The sequence below is a fragment of the Pantoea sp. Pa-EAmG genome (assembly GCF_030024295.1).
Taxonomy (GTDB): Bacteria; Pseudomonadota; Gammaproteobacteria; order Enterobacterales; family Enterobacteriaceae; genus Pantoea; species Pantoea dispersa.
Genome location: NZ_JASEWO010000041.1, coordinates 1 through 18,283 on the forward strand (window position 1 = coordinate 1; position 18,283 = coordinate 18,283).

An 18,283-nucleotide genomic window follows, 5' to 3' on the forward strand; every position below is an offset into this window, starting at 1 on the left:
GGAGGCAACCGATTTCGGCCTGTATAATGCCGCGGCAATATTTTATCTGTTTTAAACGCCCCAGGTGGAGATATTGCAATGTTAAGAATCGCGAAAGAAGCCCTCACATTTGACGACGTCCTGCTCGTTCCCGCTCACTCCACTGTTTTACCCAACACGGCCGATCTCAGCACCCAGCTGACCAAAAACATCCGTCTCAACATTCCTATGCTGTCTGCAGCGATGGACACCGTGACCGAAGCCGGTCTGGCGATTGCGCTGGCGCAGGAAGGCGGTCTGGGCTTTATCCACAAAAACATGTCGATTGAGCGCCAGGCGGATGAAGTTCGCAAGGTGAAAAAACACGAAAGCGGCGTCGTAACGGAGCCACAGACCGTGCTGCCAACCACCACGCTGGCCGAGGTGAAAGAGCTGACCGAACGTAACGGCTTCGCCGGTTACCCGGTGGTTAACGCTGACAACGAGCTGGTGGGCATCATTACCGGTCGTGACGTGCGCTTCGTGACCGATATGATGCTGCCGGTGACCGCGGTCATGACGCCGAAAGAGCGCCTGGTGACGGTGAAAGAGGGTGAAGCGCGTGAAGTCGTGCTGCAGAAAATGCACGAAAAACGCGTCGAGAAAGCGCTGGTTGTTGACGACAGCTTCCACCTGCTGGGCATGATTACCGTTAAAGATTTCCAGAAAGCCGAGCGTAAACCTAACGCCTGTAAAGATGCGCAGGGTCGTCTGCGCGTCGGTGCTGCGGTGGGTGCCGGTGCCGGCAACGAAGAGCGCGTTGATGCGCTGGTCGCTGCGGGCGTTGACGTACTGCTGATCGACTCCTCGCACGGCCACTCCGAAGGCGTGCTGCAGCGTATCCGTGAAACCCGCGCAAAATATCCAGACCTCGAAATCATCGGCGGCAACGTGGCGACCGGTGCAGGCGCACTGGCGCTGGCTAACGCGGGCGTGAGCGCGGTGAAAGTGGGCATCGGCCCGGGCTCCATCTGTACTACCCGTATCGTTACTGGCGTTGGCGTACCGCAGATCACGGCGGTATCCGACGCGGTTGAAGCGCTGGAAGGTACCGGTATTCCGGTCATCGCTGACGGCGGTATCCGTTTCTCTGGCGACATCGCCAAAGCCATCGCCGCGGGTGCGTCGGCGGTAATGGTTGGCTCAATGCTGGCCGGTACCGAAGAATCGCCGGGCGAAATCGAGCTCTACCAGGGCCGTGCGTTCAAATCCTACCGCGGGATGGGTTCACTGGGCGCGATGTCCAAAGGCTCGTCTGACCGTTACTTCCAGAGCGATAACGCCGCCGACAAACTGGTGCCGGAAGGTATCGAAGGGCGCGTTGCCTATAAAGGCCGCCTGAAAGAGATCGTGCACCAGCAGATGGGCGGCCTGCGCTCCTGCATGGGCCTGACCGGTTGCCCGACCATCGACGATCTGCGCACCAAAGCCGAGTTCGTGCGCATCAGCGGCGCCGGCATCAACGAAAGCCACGTGCACGATGTGACCATTACCAAAGAGTCACCGAACTACCGCATGGGTTCATAATCCCGTAAGATTTCCCGCCCGGCTCCAGCCGGGCGCTTTTATTATTAAGTCCATCCCAATGGAAACGCCTCAATGACGACTGAAAATATTCATAAACATCGCATTTTGATCCTCGATTTTGGTTCTCAGTATACGCAGCTGGTCGCGCGCCGCGTGCGTGAGCTGGGCGTCTACTGCGAACTCTGGGCGTGGGATGTCACCGAAGAGCAAATCCGCCAGTTCAACCCGAACGGCATCATCCTGTCCGGTGGCCCGGAAAGCACCACCGAGCACAACAGCCCGCGCGCGCCGGAATATGTGTTCAACGCTGGTGTGCCGGTGCTGGGCGTGTGCTACGGCATGCAGACCATGGCGATGCAGCTGGGCGGTAAGGTTGAAGGCTCGAACGAGCGTGAATTTGGTTACGCGCAGGTTGAAGTGACAACCCCGAGCGCGCTGGTGCGTGATATCGAAGATGCCATCAGCGCGGCGGGCAAACCGCTGCTAGACGTGTGGATGAGCCACGGTGACAAAGTCACGGCGATCCCGGCAGACTTCGTGACGGTTGCCAGCACCGAAAGCTGCCCGTTTGCCATCATGGCCAACGAAGAGAAGCGTTTCTACGGCGTGCAGTTCCACCCGGAAGTGACGCACACCCGTCAGGGCCTGCGCATGCTGGAGCGTTTTGTGCGCGACATCTGCGGCTGTGAAGCGCTGTGGACGCCAGCCAAAATCATCGAAGATGCGGTAGAGCGCATCCGTGAGCAGGTAGGTGAAGACCGCGTGATTCTCGGCCTTTCCGGCGGCGTGGACTCGTCCGTGACCGCGATGCTGCTGCACCGCGCGATTGGCGAGCGCCTGACCTGTGTGTTCGTCGATAACGGACTGCTGCGTCTGAATGAAGCTGAGCAGGTGATGGACATGTTCGGCGACCACTTTGGTCTGAACATCGTGCACGTTGCGGCAGAAGGGCGCTTCCTCGACGCGCTGGCGGGCGAGAACGATCCGGAAGCCAAACGTAAAATCATCGGCCGCGTGTTCGTGGAAGTGTTCGACGAAGAAGCACTGAAGCTGACCGACGTGAAATGGCTGGCGCAGGGCACCATCTATCCGGACGTGATTGAGTCGGCGGCTTCAGCTACCGGTAAAGCGCACGTGATCAAATCGCACCACAACGTGGGCGGTCTGCCGAAAGAGATGAAGATGGGCCTGGTTGAGCCGCTGAAAGAGCTGTTCAAAGATGAAGTGCGTAAAATCGGTCTGGAACTCGGCCTGCCTTACGACATGCTGTACCGCCATCCCTTCCCGGGCCCGGGCCTGGGCGTGCGCGTACTGGGTGAAGTGAAGAAAGAGTACTGCGACCTGCTGCGCCGTGCCGATGCCATCTTTATCGAAGAGCTGCGCAAAGCCGATCTGTACAACAAAGTCAGCCAGGCCTTTACCGTGTTCCTGCCGGTGCGCTCCGTCGGCGTGATGGGCGATGGCCGTAAATACGACTGGGTAGTTTCCCTGCGTGCTGTCGAAACCATCGACTTCATGACGGCCCACTGGGCGCACCTGCCGTACGACTTCCTCGGCCGCGTCTCCAACCGCATCATCAACGAAGTGAACGGCATTTCACGCGTGGTTTATGACATTTCAGGTAAACCGCCTGCGACGATTGAGTGGGAATAACGCCCGCACTGGCAACCGCCAGCACCTGAAGTCTCAAAGCCCGCGTAACAGCGGGCTTTTTTATCCTGCCATCTTGCGCATCGTCCTATCCGCGCAGAACCCACACACAGCGCCTACAGCCGTGCCGCCTGTTGTTCAATAAATTCCCTGAACCACTGCTGGGCGGGATGCGCGTCGCTGCGCCGGTGCCAGATCAGGTTGAACACCATTTCGGGCAACGACACCGGTGGAGGGAACAGCACCAGCTGGCGACTGGCCTGCGCATGCAGTGCCACGCGCTTCATCACGGTCGCCGTCATGTGGGTTTGCGCCACGATAGACGGCACCGTAAACATCTGCTGGACCGTCAGCCCCAGCCGGCGCTTTTTACCCTGCTGCGCCAGCACCTGATCAACCAGGCCGTACAGTTCACCTTCCGGCGAGACCAGAATATGCGGCAGCGCCAGGTAGCTCTCCATATCCATGCCGCGTCTGGCCGCCGGATGGTTGCTGGCGACGATGGTGACAAATTCGTCGCGCAATACCGGCCGGGAGATGATGCGGCTATCGCTGTGCGTAGGCATGACGCCGATGGCGACATCAATCGCGCCGGCATCTAACAAATCGACCGCGTGATCGCGGTTGGTAAACGCCTGCACATTCAATGACACGCCGGGGGCGGCGTCCTGTAGCGCCTGCATTAACGAAGGCAGCAACACGAAAGCCGGATACTCCGACACGCCCAGTTTGAAGTTTATTTGCGCTTTTTCCGCTGCAAATACGGGCTTTGCCACCAGCGTCGCTTCGAGCTGGCGCAACGCCCCGGCGATGGGGCCGGACAGATCGCGCGCACGCGCGGTTGGCAGTAAACCCTCCGCGCTGCGCATGAACAGCGGGTCACCGAACAGGGTGCGTAATCGCGACAAAGCGGCGCTCATCGCCGGCTGGCTGACGCCCACCTGGGTTGCCGCCCGCGTGACGTTGCGCTCGTTCATCAGCGCGTCAAAAGCCACTAACAGATTGAGATCGATGCCATGAAAATCCATACGGCAAATAATCACTCATATTGAATATTTGTTGGACGAATTATAGGGCGCTGCGCAAAATTCCACAACCAACCCCCACCTGAAAGTGAATAACGATGAATCCAGCAGCAGAATACGTACAACGGCTCAAAATTGAACGACAGGCGGTAGAGACGCTCTATCAGGCCTTCAGCGACAATAACCCCGATCTGGTCGATAGCGTGCTGGCTCCGTCATGGGAAGACATTCCGCTGGCGCCAGGACAAGTTGCCGGACCGGAGGGCATCAAGCCGATCATTCGCATGCTGGCGCAGGCCTTTCCGGACGTGAAGATCGTGGTGCATGACATGATTCAGGAACCGGGCCGCATCGCGGCGCGGGCGGAAATCAGCGGCACCCATCTCGGCGAAATTTTCGGTATCGCGCCGACCGGCAAGAAAGTCAGCTTCCGGCTGCATGAGTTCCATGCGCTGGAGGACGGCCGTCTGATCACCACCTGGCACATGGAGGATTGGTTTGGCCTGTTCCTCCAGCTTGGCCAGTTTCCGCCACAAGCCTGAATCAGACCGGAGAGTTGATAATGAAAGCAGCATTGATTGATACGTTTGGCACCGCCGATGTGCTGACGATTGGCGAACGTCAACTTCGCGCCGCCAGTCCGGATGAGGTGACGGTACAGGTTGAAGCGGCGAGCGTTAATCCGCTGGATGTGAAAATCATCTCAGGGCACATGCAGCAGGTTTTCCCGGTGGACCTGCCTTACGTGCCGGGCATGGATTTCTGCGGCGTGATTACAGCGGTTGGCGATCACGTGAGCCATTTAAACGCGGGCGATCGCGTATTCGGACGCACGCCACCTGGCGCAGGCGGGGCTTTTGCACAAAGCCTGGTGATCGCCGCCGATGACGTATGCCTTGTCCCGGCAGCGATGAGCGCTGAACAGGCCGCAGCGCTGCCTACCGCGTTTGGCTCCGCGCAGCAGGCATTGTTCGATGTGGGCCAGCTGCAGCGCGGCGAGCGCGTGCTGATTCACGCCGCAGCGGGTGGCGTCGGCAGCATGGCCGTCCAGCTGGCGCATCAGGCGGGCGCTTATGTCATCGCCACGGCGTCGGCGAAAAACCACGCGCTGGTGACCAGTCTGGGCGCCGATGAAGTGATTGACTACCGCACGCAGGACTTTGCAGCAACGCGCGATATCGACCTGGTGATAGATAGCGTCGGCGGCGAAACGCTGAGCCGCTCCTGGTCCGTGCTGCGCGCCGGCGGGCGCATTGCCACGCTGGTGGAGTTTGGCATCACGCCCGTCGGCGGCCAGCACGGCGAGTTTGTCTTCTTCGCCAGCGCGACGCCGTATCTTGCCCGGGCGAGCAGCCTGTTCCAGGCCGGGCAGTTACAGGTCATCACCGACGCTATCTTTACGCTGGATGATGCACGCTCCGCACTGGAGAAGGTGGCGACCGGCCATGCGCGCGGCAAAGTGATTATCCGCGCCAATCCTTAACGCCTGGCGTCATGTCGCAGTAAAAACGCGCCCGCTACCCCGCAGGCGTTTGTTTACCGGTTTGTCGCAGGGGATAAGGATGTGTTAATAATCTGGCGTTAACGGCAGAGGCTTCAGGAGGAAACGTGCTGTTTAATTTCAGAGCCGCGGGCAAGCGCGCACCACCTGGCAAACGCCCGCTGACATCCATCATCATTCTCTATCTTGTGATGCTGTGCGGTACGGCTTTTCTCGCGTTTCTGCCGCTGATCTGCGCGATGGGCGCGGGATATGTCGCCAGTCTGGCGGGCTGCCAGCTGGACGAAGGCAACGTGCATCCCTGTTACATCCTGGGAGAAGATCGCGGCCAGTTGCTGTATGAATTAGGCGTCATGGGCTGGTTCCTGCTCGGCACCATTCCCCTGGGTGGGATACTGTTTTTACTCGCAACGCTCACCTTCATCGTTCAGCTGGTGGGCTATTACCGGCAAACACGCGCTGAGGGTCATCGGTAATTCACGTCAGGACTGTTCCGCACAAATCTCCAGGCAAAACCCGAGAAATGCCTCCACCGCCGCCGGGGCCAGACGGCGCGAAGGCCGGGTGATAAACAGCGGATAGGTTTCGTCAGGCCAGTCGGGGAAAAGTTCGACCAGTTCACCGCTGGCGATCAGATGTTGCACGCTCAGCGCCAGCACCTGGGCCACGCCGGCACCGCCGACGCACGCCTGTACCATTAAATCCGGATCGGTTGTGGTCAGATGGCCGTGGGTGGCGACCGTCAGCCGCTGCGTGCCACGATGAAACTCCCAGCTAAAGGGCTTATTGCTGCGCGGATCGATGTATTGCAGACAATTGTGCTCAGTCAGCTGCTGCGGCTGCGTCGGGCGGCCACAGCGTGCCAGATAGTCCGGAGCGGCCACCGTCAGGACGCGCGTTTGTAACAGCAGGCGTGAGGTCATGGTGGACGGCGGCTGTGGCCCGAAACGCACCGCCACATCAATACCTTCTGCCACCAAATCGCCCACATCGGGCTGCTGCAAAATCGTCAGTTCCAGATGCGGATAACGGGCACGCAGCAGCGGCAGCTTTGCCGCCAGCACATAGCGGGAAAACAGCGGATTCAGGCTCACGCGCAGCGTACCGCGCACCGTCACGGCGGCGCCGGAGACGTAGTTTGCTGCTTCTTCAATGCCTTCCAGATGCGGCGCCGCCCGCTCATAAAGGCTGGCACCTTCGCTGGTGAGATGCAGGGTGCGGGTGGTGCGATCCAGCAGGCGCACGCCGAGACGCTGTTCCAGTCGCGAAATCGCCCGGCTGACGCCCGAGGCGGACAACCCCAGCACGTCGCCGGCGCGGCTGAAGCTGCCGGCTTCAACCACGGCTGCCAGCACGCTCATGCCGGATAATAGTCGGCCATCAAAACTCATCCTGTTCTCCATCTTTGATTTTCAGCAAAGATCATTTGCCTGAGCCTACCTTTATCAAAAATGCGCTGCAACTTATTGTGTGCCCCGAAACGCGACCGGCACTGAACGCCGGATTCCTGATCCCTTTTGAGGAGAATGTTATGACTGTACGGCGCACCCTTTTTAAAGGCGGCACTATCCTGACGCTGGACGCCAGCGTGCCCGACCTCGTCTGTGGCGATGTGCTGATTGAGGACGATCGTATCGCCGCCGTGGGGGAAAATCTTTCCGCCGACGATGCGCAGGTGATTGATGCCCGCGGCCATATCGTGATGCCAGGCCTGGTGGATGCGCATCACCATATGTGGCTGGGTGCGATGCGCCGCCTGATGCCCAACGTTGACGACCTGTTTGTCTATATCGATGTGGTGGCAGAAACGCTCGGCGCGCATTACCGTCCGCTGGATATGTACCTCAGCACCCGGCTGACGGCGCTGGCATGCCTGGATGCCGGCATCACCACGGTGATTGATGCCTGCCACAGTTCACGCAGTCCGGCGCATACCGATGCGGCGCTCGACGCGCTGCAGGAGAGCGGGATTCGTGCGCTGCACATGGTTGGCGCAGCAATGGATAAGCAGGCTTCCAGCGATCATCTGCCGGGCGATCTGGCCCGTCTCGCCAGCCGCTGGAACCACGCCGGCAGTCGCGTGCAGGTTGGCCTGTTTGGTCAGCTCAACCTGGCGTGGTGGCGCGTAGCGCGCGAGCTGGATATGCGCATTCTCACCGAGTTTATTGGTGACCTGGCGCAACTGCCGGCGGAGTTTGCCGAAGCCGGCTTGCTGGGTCCGCACAACATTTTCAACCACTGCACGCGCGTACCGGCGCACACCTGGCAGCAGCTGGCGGACGCGGGCGTCAACATTACCGTGAATCCGCGTTCGGATGCGCTGTTTGGTTTCGACGACGACAGCTTTGCCTGGCAGCAGGCGGTCGATCGCGGAATGACGCCGGCGCTCGGTATCGATCTCGATACCGCCTTCGGCAGCGATCTGTTCGGTGAAATGCAGGCGCTGTTTAACCAGCAGCGCTCAGCGATGCGCTATCGCCGCTTCCGGGGCGAAAGCGACGTACCGGCACCGATTAGCGTGGAAGCCGTACTGCGGTCGGCAACGATTAACGGCGCGCGTGCGGCCGGGCTGGAGCAGCAAACGGGCACGCTGACGCCAGGTAAACAGGCCGACGTCATTATGCTGCGCACCGATGGTATTGGCGTTTTCCCGCTGACCAGCGTGACGGCAACGGTGGTGCAGGCGGTGCAACGCGCTGATGTTGATACCGTGATGGTAGCGGGTGAACTGCGTAAACGTCATGGTCAGTTGCTCAACGTCGATGTGGCACAGCTGAACGCGGAAATCACCGCTTCGCGCGACTATCTGCTGAATGCCAGCGGCTATCACCATCCTTTGTTTGCCTGATTTTCCGCAGCGCGGCGGCCTGCCGCGCTGTCTGTTCATTTATGGAGGCTGTTATGTCTGCATTAAGCGCGCAGGCTGAAGCTGCGCATTTGTCGCGACCAGCGACCGGCGTGATTGCCGCGCTGTTTTGCGGTTATCTGGCGGTCGGCTTGCCGCTGCCGGTAATCCCGCTGTTTATCCATCAGCATCTCGGTTTCAGCAACCTGTGGGTCGGGCTGGTGATCGGGATACAGTTTGTTGCCACCGTGCTGACGCGCGGTTACGCCGGTCAACTGACCGATCGCGTTGGCGGTAAGCGCTCGGCGCTGCAGGGCGCGGCGGTGTGTGCTCTGGCTGGCGTGCTCTACTGGCTGGCCGCGCTGCCGGGCTTTTCACCGGCGGTCAGTCTGGCGCTGGTGATTGCCGGACGGCTGGCGGCGGGTATGGGCGAAAGCCAGTTCGTCACCGGCTGCGTGGCCTGGTCAATCGCCTCGGTCGGGCCACAGCGTGCCGGTCTGTCGATGTCCTGGACCGGTATCGCCATGTTTGCCGCGCTGTCGCTCGGTGCCCCTGCCGGTATGATGCTGTATCAGCACGTCGGCTTAGCGGCGGCGATGCTGGCCTGCATCGCGGCTCCGCTGCTGGCGGCGCTCATCGCCACGGCTGCCAGCGGTTATCGCGCGGTCGGGGGAACACGTTTGCCGTTCTATCGGGTGATTGGCCGCATCTGGCGTGAAGGCTGTGGCCTGATGCTGCAGGGCGTCGGACTGGCCGGCCTGACGGCCTTCGCCTCGCTCTACTTCGCCGCGCGCCACTGGCAGCTGGCCGGCTGGGTGATGACCGCGTTTGGCATTGGTTTTATCGCCGTGCGCCTGGTGCTGGGACATCTGCCGGATCGCATTGGTGGCTACCGCGTGGCGGCTTATTCACTGCTGGTGGAGGCGCTGGGGCAGATGCTGCTGTGGTTTGCGCCTGACGAAACCCTGGCGCTCACCGGCGCGCTGATTACCGGTCTTGGCTGTGCGCTGATCTTTCCCGCCCTCGGCGTGGAAGCGCTGAAGCGCGTGCCGCCGGCCAGTCGCGGCAGCGCCATGGGCGCCTTCGTTGCTTTTCTCGACATCGCTTATGGTATTTCCGGACCGATTGCCGGTGCCATCGCCAGCCACTTCAGCTATGCCGCCGTCTATCTGTTTGGTGCGGCCTGTGCGCTGCTCGGTGCGCTGCTGGCGCTGACATCGCGCGCCGCTTCACTTCACGCTTAAGGAGTTTTCCATGTCACGTATTTTTATTTCCGGTTCATCCACCGGCCTCGGGCTGATGGCGGCTGAACTACTGGTTGAGCAGGGCCATCAGGTGGTGCTGCACGGACGCAACGCCGCGCGTGCCCGCGCTGCGCAGGAGGCGCTACCGCAGGCTGAAGCCGTGGTCAGCGGCGACGTGATAACCATCGCCGGCGCCCGCAGTGTGGCGCAGCAGGTTAATGCGCTCGGCAGATTTGATGCGGTGATCCATAACGTGGCGGTTGGCTATCGCGAGCCTTATCAGTTAACCGCAGATGGCCTGCCGCATCTGTTCGCCATCAACACGCTGGCACCCTATATTCTTACGGCGCTGATTGAACGGCCGCAGCGGCTGATTTACCTCAGCTCCGGCATGCATCATCATGCCGAAGCTAACCTGGATGATATTTTGTGGCAGCGGCGGCGCTGGCACGCTTCGCAGGCTTATGCTGAGAGTAAACTGCATGATGCCATACTGGCGTTAGCCATCGCCCGGCGCTGGCCGCAGATATACAGCAATGCGCTGGAGCCAGGCTGGGTGCCGACCAAAATGGGCGGTGCCGGGGCACCCGACGATCTTGATCAGGCGCATCGTACCCAGGTGTGGTTAGCCACCGCCGATGAGGCGCGGGTCAGCGGAGAGTACTTTTATCACCGTCAGGCGCTGGCGGCCAATCCGCAGGCGCGCAATCCACGGCTGCAGCAGCAGTTGCTGGCGATATGCGCCGATATCAGTGGTATCGCCCTGCCTGACTAAGGAAAAATCAGCTGACCGGGCACCGCAACGCATTTTTTGTCCACCGCATAGTTGGTGAATACAGACGCTGCCGTTTCGGCGCATCATGGCGGGAGCGTTTTTTCACCACCGGGATGTTCATGCATGTTGCCTGTTAAAGCTGTTTTACTCTCTTTTCTCTGTGTGGTGTTACTGTCGCTGGCGGCCAGCCTGGCGCAGGCGACGCGCAGCGGTGAGTTCACCACCGAACGCGGTGGCTGGGCGACGGCGCGCCGTGATTCGGCCGGGCTGGCACCGGATCCGCAGCGCTTCGCCAGTGAGGCGATTGTGCAGGTGTATGCCGCGCCGACCTACGGCTGGAAAGGTGCGGTGGCGGTGCATCCGTGGATTATCTTTAAGCGCGCCGGAGAAACCCGCTACAACCGTTATGAGGTGATCAGCTGGGGCAGCGGCGATAAAGTGCGGCGCAACAGCAATCTGCCGGACGGCTACTGGTACGGTGCGCGTCCGCGTTTGCTGGTGTCACATCGCGGTGCGGCTGCGCAGGCGATGATCCCGCAGATTGAAGCGGCGATTCAATCCTATCCGTGGCCCAACACCTATCATGCGTGGCCGGGCCCTAACAGCAACACCTTCCTCGCTCACATTGGCCGTGAAGTGCCGGCGCTGAAGCTTGATTTGCCCGCCAATGCCATCGGTAAGGATTTCCGTTCGCTGCTGCATCCGCTTGGCCTGCCGCCATCCGGGCGCGGCGTGCAGCTGTCGCTGCTCGGCGTGCTGGGCGTCACGCTGGGAGCGGAAGAGGGCGTGGAGGTGAATCTGCTGGGACTGAATCTGGGGCTGGATTTCACCCCGCTGCGCCTGCGGCTGCCGTTTATCGGCGGGGTGGGGCAGGATAATTTACAGAAGGATAAGCCCTGAGACAGCGCCGCGCCGCGACAGCATCGGTTCGCGGGCGGCGCGGGCTCGCAGCCGTTAACAGACGCCGAAATCCCCGTCTTCATGATAGAGATTGACGCTGTCGGCCTTCACCTCGATCTCTTTTTTGATCGGATCGTCAACGCGGGCGCACCACAGCGTATCGCCCGCAACGCGCAACACCTGCATTTTTGGACCACCGGTTTTCGCCTGCACAAAATCATCCACGTTAAACATCACTGCTCTCCAGCTGATTAGGGATCAACGCTGATTGTAGCTGCGCTTTAGTGGCCGTGCAGCAGAAACAGCGTGGCCAGACCGAGGAAGATAAAGAAGCCGCCGGTATCGGTGATGGCGGTGATCAGCACGCTGGAGCCGACCGCCGGGTCGCGTTTGAGTTTGGTCATAATCAGCGGAATCAGCACGCCCATCAGCGCCGCCAGCAGCAGATTCAGTACCATCGCCAGCATCATCACGCCGCCCAGTTGCAGGTTGTCGTACATCAGCCAGGTCACGCCGCCCATGATGCCGCCCCAGAACAGGCCGTTAAGCAGCGCCACGCCCAGTTCGCGCGCAATCAGAAACGAAAAGTTGCCGGGTTCAACCTGATGCAGCGCCAGCGCGCGCACGATCATGGTGATGGTCTGATTGCCGGTGTTACCGCCAATGCCGGCGACAATCGGCATCAGCGTGGCCAGCGCCACCAGCTGCGAAATGGTGTCCTCAAATAGGCCAATGACGCGCGAGGCGATAAACGCCGTACACAGGTTGACGGCCAGCCAGGTCCAGCGCTTTCTCACCGCTTTGCGCACCGGTGCAAACACGTCCTCGCCCTGGCTGATGCCGCCCATCTTACGGATGTTGCTTTCGTTCTCTTCGTTCACCAGGTCAATCACATCTTCCACGGTGATACGGCCAATCAGCTTGCCTTTGGCATCGGTCACCGCAGCAGAGATCAGGTTATAGCGTTCGAAGGCGCTGGCGGCCTCTTCCGCTTTGTCATCCAGCTGGAAAGTGGTGGGGCGCGCGTTCATCACCTCAGCCACCAGCGTTTTAGGCTTGTTGAGCAGGATATCGGTCAGCGCCAGTTCACCCAGCAGCTGATTGTGTTCGTCGGTGATGAAGATTTTATCGGTGCCGTCCGGCATGCTTTTGCGCTTGCGCAGAAAGCGTTGCACCGTCGCCAGCGTCACGTCTGAGCGCACGGTCAGGATATTGAAGTCCATCACCTGGCCGACGCGATCGCGATCCAGCTCAATCACGTCCAGCAGCCGGGCGCGCAGGCTGGGATCGAGCGTGGTGAGCAGGCGGCCGGTGAGATCGCGCGGCAGATAACGCGCCAGATAGACCTGATCGTCAATATCCAGCGGCTCGATGGCGCGCAGGATTTCGCGGTCGGTCATCTCTTCCGTCAGGCTGGCCCACACGGTTTCGGAGGCCTCCACCAGCACGCGACCGCGCTGCTCGTAGGGCACCAGCCGCCACAGCGCCAGACGCTCCTCTTCCGGCAGCGCTTCGAGAATGTCCGCCAGGTCGGCCGCGTGCAGCTGCGGCAGTTCATGCTCCAGCTGCTGACGCCAGCCGGTAATTTTGCGCAGTTCGGCGGCGTTGAGGTCGACGGATTTATCCAGCAGCACATCGACTAAATCGTGCTCGCTGAGCAGAAGGTGCAGAATTCGCTGGCGGGTTTCTGATAGTTGTTGTGCGTGCGAAGCAGACATAACGCGTCCTTTGTGTCTGTAAAGTCAGGTCAAAGTGTAGCGCGTTGCGGGTAAAGTGGGCGTAACAAGCAGCATTGCCGCGGCGGACAATGTGATGGCAGAGCGACGATGACCCGCAAATTCCTTAGCGCGTCTCGCTGGTGCTCAGTGTGACCGGTTCAGGTGCGGCTTTCTTTTGCTGATGATGCTCGATGGCACCGGGAATAATGAAAATCAGACGGCCAACCAAAATAAAGAAACTGATCAGCAAAACGATGCGGGTCATGGTACCGGTTTTGGGACGTCTTCGTGCAGAGATGGCGCTATTCACGCGGGGTGGTTCCTGTCAAAGCCCGGCTGGGCGGTGGCAACATTTAGTCACAACCCGACCGGGAGGTCAACCGCTGCGTGAAAAATGAGCAGAAAAGGTTAAGGTTGCTTTGATCGATATCAGCCGACGGGCGAAGCGTGCGTCATCGACTCTGCAGGGGTGTCATTGATGACGACCTAGCCTTTGAATTGGTTCAAAAACGAGGCACTTTTCGTAGCGGCGCAATTTATTGCGCGATGAATCGCGCCGCTACGATAGGGTGCGGCTTGCGTTTCCGTCACCGAACGGCATTACGCCATTGATGGCGACCAGAACCTGCATGATGTAACTCATGCGAGTTAGCCTTTGAATTGGTTCAAAAACGAGGCACTTTTCGTAGCGGCGCAATTTATTGCGCGATGAATCGCGCCGCTACGATAGGGTACGGCTTGCGTTTTCGTCACCGAACGGCATCACGCCATTGATGGCGACCGGACCATCATGATGCCAGCCATCAGTAGCTGGCTTTCTGCGCCAGCAGGGTAGCGAAGCGATACTTAATGCGCTGACCGTGTTCATCGCGGCGATGCAGTTCACCGACCTCTTCGTTGTACTTCACGATGTGCCAGTTACGGTAATAATGGCTCAGCTCGCCCGATTTAAAGGTAAACGGGAAGTTTTGCGTGTTGGGATAATCGTCGGTGCTCATCGCCGCCACAATCAGGTTGTAACCGTACTTGCGCGTGCTGGCCTGCATATCGGCGATCAGCTGCGGAATGGTCGCCGGCTGCAGGAACATCATCACCACGGTAGAAAACACAAACTGATAATCACCGTTGAAGCGCACCTGATTCAGGTCGCACTGTTCGGTATGTATCTGCTGCAGCTGCTCTTCCGCGATGATGCTGTTAAGGCGTTCCAGGCTCTGCGGATTGTTGTCCCAGGCGGTAACAGTAAAACCGTGCTGATTAAGCAGCAGGCTGTTGCGGCCCTGGCCGCAGCCGAGGTCCAGCGCGTTACCCACTGCCAGTTTTGGCAGCGCTGCCAGCACTTCGGAGTGGGGTGGCGTCAGGCCGTATTTCTCCGCAAAATAGTTATCGGGGCGTGTTGTCATAGTGCTATTGCGGGCCTGAAGCCCGCGTTACTCCTCTTCCAGCATCAGTTTCCAGCCGGTGACGTCATTCCAGTAAGCCTGCTCCCGCTCCAGATCCAGCTGAACCAGCGTGTTCTGGCTGAGGAAACCGGCCGGGAAGGTCAGCGTCCAGTGACCATCGTCGGTGCTCAGCTTCAGCGTGTCGGGGCGCGTGGTGGCCTGACGCTGATTGTTCAGCAGGGTGCCGAGCCGCAGCAGGAAGATCATCGGCAGGAACTGTTTCTTTTTAAATAAGGTGAAACGCGGCATCTCATCCTGCTTCACCGCTTTACGGTGGAAGCGTACCAGCGTGGCCAGCAGCATCTGTTGATCCTGATTAAAGCCCGGCATATTGGAGTTCTGCAGGATGTAGGCCGAATGGCGCTGCATACCGCTGTGGTTGATGGTCAGCCCGACTTCATGCAGCAGCGCTGCCCACTTCATCAGCGCCGTCAGCTGGGGATTGGCCAGCTTCGGGTTCTGCTCCAGCCACTGGCTGTACAGCTGTTCGGTGGTTTCCAGCACGCGGCGTGCCTGGTCGCTGTCGATGGCGTAATGATTTGCCAGGCTCTGCGCGGTACGGCTGCGGATATCCTGATGACGGAAGCGGCCCTCCATCTCATACAGCACGCCTTCACGCAGCGCGCCATCCGACAGGCGCAGCTCGCGAATGGCCAGCGCGTCAAACACGCCACACAGAATCGCCAGCCCCGGCACAAACACCGCCTTGCGCTCATCCGACAGGCCCGGCAGGCTCAGGGCAGCAAAGGATTTGTGCTTCAGCACTTCGCTCACCAGCATGTCGAGGTTTTCCGGCGTCACGCGCTTCTCTTTCTCGCCCATCGCCAGCAGCACTTCGCAGGCCGCTTTGATACTGCCGGACGCGCCCAGCGCATACTGCCAGCCCTGCAGACGGTACTGCCACGCCAGCGTTTCCAGCTTTTGCGCGGCGGCCAGCCGGGCGCGGCGGAAATTCTCCTGGCTGATCTCGCCTTTCGGGAAGTAGAGGTTGGCGAAGCTGACGCAGCCCATGCGGCGACTTTCCACCAGCTGCGGCTCAAAATCTTCGCCGATCACCAGCTCGGTTGAACCGCCGCCGATATCAATCACCAGCTTGCGGCCTTTCTCCGGCTGCGTGTGCTCAACGCCCATAAAGATCAGGCGCGCCTCTTCATTGCCGGAGATCACCTCGATCGGATACGGGATGACTTCCGCGGCGCGCTGCAGAAACTCTTCCGCGTTGGACGCGATGCGCAGCGTGTGCGTACCGACGATGGTGACGTTGGCGGCACTGAACCCCTGCAGGCGCTCGGCAAATAGCGCCAGGCAGCTCAGCCCGCGCTCCATCGCCTCTTCGCTCAGGCGATTTTGCGCATCCAGCCCGTCGGCGAGGTGCACGCGCTGTTTCAGGCGTCCCAGCACCTGCATGGCGCCATCCACCACACGGGCAATCACCATGTGGAAGCTGTTCGAGCCGAGATCGATGGCGGCGAATTCCTGCGGTTTCGGCGTACTTTTATGGGAGATTGGCATAGGCGTTATTCGGGTTGTTCCAGTTTCTTGATGTAATCGTAAATCGCCAGCTGCGAGCGCACCTTCTTGCGATTGCCGCGCGGAACATAACGGTTACTCAATTCTTTGTCTACGATGCGGGCTTTTACCGTATCACTTAACAGAATGGCAATGATATCCAGTATGCGCTGTTTCAGGCGCGGATCGAGCACCGACACCGCCACTTCGATACGATAATCGATGTTGCGCGTCATCCAGTCCGCCGACGACAGGAATACTTTTTTATCGCCGCCGCTTTCAAAAATATAGACGCGGTCGTGCTCAAGGTAGCGGTCAACGATACTGGTGATGCGAATATTTTCACTGATGCCCGGCAAATCGGGGATTAGCGAGCACATGCCGCGCACCAGCAGGTTGATCTTCACGCCAGCCGATGAAGCGGCATACAGCCGATCCACCAGACCATTGTCCACCAGGTTGTTGATTTTCAGCGTAATGCCGGAAGGATTGCCCTGCTGCGCGTTGGCAATCTCGTTATCAATCAGCTGATACAGCATGGCGCGCGAGTTTTGCGGCGACACCATCAGGTGTTCGAACGTTACCGGGCGATACGGGTTTTCGATAAAGTTAAATACGCGTCGCACTTCGTTGGTGATGCGCGCATCGGCGGTCAGCAGCGAATAGTCGGTGTAAATACGCGCGGTTTTTTCGTTGAAATTGCCGGTTCCGATGTGGGCGTAACGCACCACTTCTTCGCCCTCGCGGCGGGAGATCAGGAACAGCTTGGCGTGAATCTTCAGGCCGGGCGCTGAGAAGATCACGTGCACGCCCGCTTCGGTCAGCCGCTTCGCCCAGCGAATGTTGGCTTCTTCATCAAAGCGCGCCTGCAGCTCGACCACCACCGTGACCTTTTTACCGTTGTAGGCGGCGTGGATCATCGCATCCATAATGCGCGAATTCTTGGCCACGCGGTAAATGTTGATCTTGATGGCCAGCACGTTCGGGTCGAATGACGCCTGACGCAGCAGCTCCAGCACGTGCTCAAAGGTGTGGTACGGATAGTAAAGCAGCACATCGCGGTTGCGGATGGCATCAAAGCCGTTGCGGAAGCCATCAAAACCGATATGACGAATCTGCGGCAGCGGGCGATTTTCCAGGTTGGCTTTGCCCACGTTCGGGAAGCCGATGAAATCTTTGAAGTTATGATAACGGCCGCCCGGCACAATCGAGTCGTAGCTGGAGATCGACAGCTTATGGCGCAGCATTTCCACCATCGCATCGGGCATATCGCGCTGATAGACAAAGCGCACCGGCTCAGCGGTCAGGCGCTGTTTCAGGCTGGAGGACATCAGCTCCAGCAGGCTGGATTCCATCTCCGTGACCAGGTCGTACTCGGCGTCGCGCGTCATTTTCATTGAGTAGGCGTTCAGCGCGTCGTAATCAAAGAAGCCTTTGAAAATCTCATCAAGGCAGTAGCGCAGAATGTTATCCAGCAGAATCATTGGCTTGCGACGGCGCGGCGATTCTGCCGGCAGATTCACAAAGCGCGGCACTTTATCGGACGGGATCTCCAGCAGGGCGTAACGGATTTCTTCGCCGCGGATAATCTCCACCGCCAGATAGGTGTAGTCGTCTTTCAGGAACTCAATCAGGTCGGTGTCGTGGTTGATCAGAATGGGCGTGACGTGCTGGCGCAGCTGATGCTTGAAGTAGTAGCGCAGCCACTCCTGCTGATTGGGTGACAGCTGGCGCTCGTTGATCAGGAAAATCTGGTTGCGCGCCATCTCCAGCAGCAGATCGTTATACAGCGCATCGAACTCCTGATCCGATTTCTGTACCCGCAACTGAATCTTTTTCAGCAAATGGCGCAGGGTGGTGGGCGTCCCCTGTTCTTCGCCAATCAGAATGCGGCGCTTGAGATCGGCAAAGCGCACTTTGTAAAACTCTTCCAGGTTGTTGGAATAGATGCCGAGAAAACGCATGCGCTCAATGAGCGGATTGCTTTTATCAGCGGCTTCCTGCAGCACGCGTTCGTTGAAGGTTAACCAGCTTAGTTCTTTTTCTATATACAGCTTTTCCTGACCCATTCTGACTCCGTGATGCTGTTGCTGGACGGAATGTCCGGCGGAATAAACGCAAAATTGCGG

17 protein-coding genes are annotated in these 18,283 nt (G+C 59.4%); 9 read left to right on the forward strand and 8 right to left on the reverse strand.

The features are described from left to right. Nucleotides 1-78 precede the first annotated feature (78 nt). Nucleotides 79-1,545 (forward strand): IMP dehydrogenase, encoded by a 1,467-nt coding sequence (gene guaB, locus QMM04_RS08105; RefSeq protein WP_282995967.1) that lies wholly within the window; start codon nt 79-81, stop codon nt 1,543-1,545. A gap of 72 nt (nt 1,546-1,617) precedes the next feature. After that, nucleotides 1,618-3,198 (forward strand): glutamine-hydrolyzing GMP synthase, encoded by a 1,581-nt coding sequence (gene guaA / locus QMM04_RS08110; RefSeq protein ID WP_021506569.1) that lies wholly within the window; start codon nt 1,618-1,620, stop codon nt 3,196-3,198. Nucleotides 3,199-3,311: 113 nt separating this feature from the next. On the opposite strand, the gene QMM04_RS08115 is transcribed toward guaA, so the two are convergent. Next, nucleotides 3,312-4,223 (reverse strand): LysR family transcriptional regulator, encoded by a 912-nt coding sequence (locus QMM04_RS08115; protein WP_282995968.1) that lies wholly within the window; start codon nt 4,221-4,223, stop codon nt 3,312-3,314. 95 nt (nt 4,224-4,318) lie between these two features. Here QMM04_RS08115 and QMM04_RS08120 point away from each other — a divergent pair, with 95 nt between their 5' ends. The 3 genes from QMM04_RS08120 (at nt 4,319) to QMM04_RS08130 (ending at nt 6,197) form a co-directional block, all read left to right on the forward strand. Further along, a complete protein-coding gene (locus tag QMM04_RS08120; RefSeq protein WP_264442226.1) occupies nt 4,319-4,762 on the forward strand; it encodes an ester cyclase in 444 nt (147 codons plus the stop codon). Nucleotides 4,763-4,782: 20 nt separating this feature from the next. Further along, nucleotides 4,783-5,703, forward strand: a complete 921-nt coding sequence (locus tag QMM04_RS08125) for an NADP-dependent oxidoreductase (protein WP_275028236.1) — start codon at nt 4,783-4,785, stop codon at nt 5,701-5,703. 125 nt (nt 5,704-5,828) lie between these two features. Continuing rightward, nucleotides 5,829-6,197, forward strand: a complete 369-nt coding sequence (locus QMM04_RS08130) for a hypothetical protein (protein ID WP_275028237.1) — start codon at nt 5,829-5,831, stop codon at nt 6,195-6,197. A gap of 6 nt (nt 6,198-6,203) precedes the next feature. Here the strand turns inward: QMM04_RS08130 and QMM04_RS08135 are convergent, their stop codons facing one another. Next, on the reverse strand, nt 6,204-7,112 hold the full coding sequence (locus QMM04_RS08135) for a LysR family transcriptional regulator (protein WP_275028238.1): 909 nt from the start codon (nt 7,110-7,112) through the stop codon (nt 6,204-6,206). 140 nt (nt 7,113-7,252) lie between these two features. On the opposite strand from QMM04_RS08135, the gene QMM04_RS08140 reads away from it, so the two are divergent. From QMM04_RS08140 to QMM04_RS08155, 4 genes are all read left to right on the forward strand, one after another. Next, nucleotides 7,253-8,569: an amidohydrolase family protein gene (locus tag QMM04_RS08140; protein ID WP_238561655.1), complete on the forward strand. Its 1,317-nt coding sequence runs from the start codon at nt 7,253-7,255 to the stop codon at nt 8,567-8,569. A gap of 53 nt (nt 8,570-8,622) precedes the next feature. Beyond that, on the forward strand, nt 8,623-9,810 hold the full coding sequence (locus QMM04_RS08145; RefSeq protein WP_275028239.1) for an arabinose transporter: 1,188 nt from the start codon (nt 8,623-8,625) through the stop codon (nt 9,808-9,810). Nucleotides 9,811-9,820: 10 nt separating this feature from the next. Next, nucleotides 9,821-10,585 (forward strand): SDR family oxidoreductase, encoded by a 765-nt coding sequence (locus QMM04_RS08150; RefSeq protein WP_282995969.1) that lies wholly within the window; start codon nt 9,821-9,823, stop codon nt 10,583-10,585. A 123-nt stretch (nt 10,586-10,708) separates the two neighbouring features. Then, nucleotides 10,709-11,485 (forward strand): DUF3750 domain-containing protein, encoded by a 777-nt coding sequence (locus QMM04_RS08155; RefSeq protein WP_021506578.1) that lies wholly within the window; start codon nt 10,709-10,711, stop codon nt 11,483-11,485. Nucleotides 11,486-11,539: 54 nt separating this feature from the next. Here QMM04_RS08155 and QMM04_RS08160 read toward each other — a convergent pair whose 3' ends face one another. The 6 genes from QMM04_RS08160 to ppk1 all read right to left on the reverse strand — a co-directional run bounded on the left by QMM04_RS08160 (nt 11,540) and on the right by ppk1 (nt 18,223). Next, nucleotides 11,540-11,719 carry a hypothetical protein gene (locus tag QMM04_RS08160; RefSeq protein ID WP_010617609.1) on the reverse strand — a complete coding sequence of 60 codons (180 nt, stop codon included), beginning with the start codon at nt 11,717-11,719 and terminating at the stop codon, nt 11,540-11,542. Between the two features lie 47 nt (nt 11,720-11,766). Beyond that, nucleotides 11,767-13,203, reverse strand: coding sequence for a magnesium transporter (mgtE, locus tag QMM04_RS08165; protein WP_021506579.1), 1,437 nt, complete (start codon nt 13,201-13,203; stop codon nt 11,767-11,769). Nucleotides 13,204-13,327: 124 nt separating this feature from the next. Continuing rightward, nucleotides 13,328-13,513 (reverse strand): YfgG family protein, encoded by a 186-nt coding sequence (locus tag QMM04_RS08170; RefSeq protein WP_022548292.1) that lies wholly within the window; start codon nt 13,511-13,513, stop codon nt 13,328-13,330. Between the two features lie 493 nt (nt 13,514-14,006). Next, nucleotides 14,007-14,606 (reverse strand): tellurite resistance methyltransferase TehB, encoded by a 600-nt coding sequence (gene tehB / locus QMM04_RS08175; RefSeq protein ID WP_021506581.1) that lies wholly within the window; start codon nt 14,604-14,606, stop codon nt 14,007-14,009. A gap of 27 nt (nt 14,607-14,633) precedes the next feature. Then, on the reverse strand, nt 14,634-16,157 hold the full coding sequence (ppx, locus tag QMM04_RS08180) for an exopolyphosphatase (RefSeq protein WP_021506582.1): 1,524 nt from the start codon (nt 16,155-16,157) through the stop codon (nt 14,634-14,636). Between the two features lie 5 nt (nt 16,158-16,162). Next, nucleotides 16,163-18,223, reverse strand: a complete 2,061-nt coding sequence (ppk1, locus tag QMM04_RS08185; RefSeq protein ID WP_021506583.1) for a polyphosphate kinase 1 — start codon at nt 18,221-18,223, stop codon at nt 16,163-16,165. Between the last annotated feature and the right edge of the window lie 60 nt (nt 18,224-18,283).

Bases quoted from the DNA above. Each gene is read 5' to 3' on its own strand.
- guaB (WP_282995967.1), top strand. From the start codon at position 79: ATGTTAAGAATCGCGAAAGAAGCCCTCACATTTGACGACGTCCTGCTC.
- guaA (WP_021506569.1), top strand. From the start codon at position 1,618: ATGACGACTGAAAATATTCATAAACATCGCATTTTGATCCTCGATTTT.
- QMM04_RS08115 (WP_282995968.1), bottom strand. From the start codon at position 4,223: ATGGATTTTCATGGCATCGATCTCAATCTGTTAGTGGCTTTTGACGCG.
- QMM04_RS08120 (WP_264442226.1), top strand. From the start codon at position 4,319: ATGAATCCAGCAGCAGAATACGTACAACGGCTCAAAATTGAACGACAG.
- QMM04_RS08125 (WP_275028236.1), top strand. From the start codon at position 4,783: ATGAAAGCAGCATTGATTGATACGTTTGGCACCGCCGATGTGCTGACG.
- QMM04_RS08135 (WP_275028238.1), bottom strand. From the start codon at position 7,112: ATGAGTTTTGATGGCCGACTATTATCCGGCATGAGCGTGCTGGCAGCC.
- QMM04_RS08140 (WP_238561655.1), top strand. From the start codon at position 7,253: ATGACTGTACGGCGCACCCTTTTTAAAGGCGGCACTATCCTGACGCTG.
- QMM04_RS08145 (WP_275028239.1), top strand. From the start codon at position 8,623: ATGTCTGCATTAAGCGCGCAGGCTGAAGCTGCGCATTTGTCGCGACCA.
- QMM04_RS08150 (WP_282995969.1), top strand. From the start codon at position 9,821: ATGTCACGTATTTTTATTTCCGGTTCATCCACCGGCCTCGGGCTGATG.
- QMM04_RS08155 (WP_021506578.1), top strand. From the start codon at position 10,709: ATGTTGCCTGTTAAAGCTGTTTTACTCTCTTTTCTCTGTGTGGTGTTA.
- QMM04_RS08160 (WP_010617609.1), bottom strand. From the start codon at position 11,719: ATGTTTAACGTGGATGATTTTGTGCAGGCGAAAACCGGTGGTCCAAAA.
- mgtE (WP_021506579.1), bottom strand. From the start codon at position 13,203: ATGTCTGCTTCGCACGCACAACAACTATCAGAAACCCGCCAGCGAATT.
- tehB (WP_021506581.1), bottom strand. From the start codon at position 14,606: ATGACAACACGCCCCGATAACTATTTTGCGGAGAAATACGGCCTGACG.
- ppx (WP_021506582.1), bottom strand. From the start codon at position 16,157: ATGCCAATCTCCCATAAAAGTACGCCGAAACCGCAGGAATTCGCCGCC.
- ppk1 (WP_021506583.1), bottom strand. From the start codon at position 18,223: ATGGGTCAGGAAAAGCTGTATATAGAAAAAGAACTAAGCTGGTTAACC.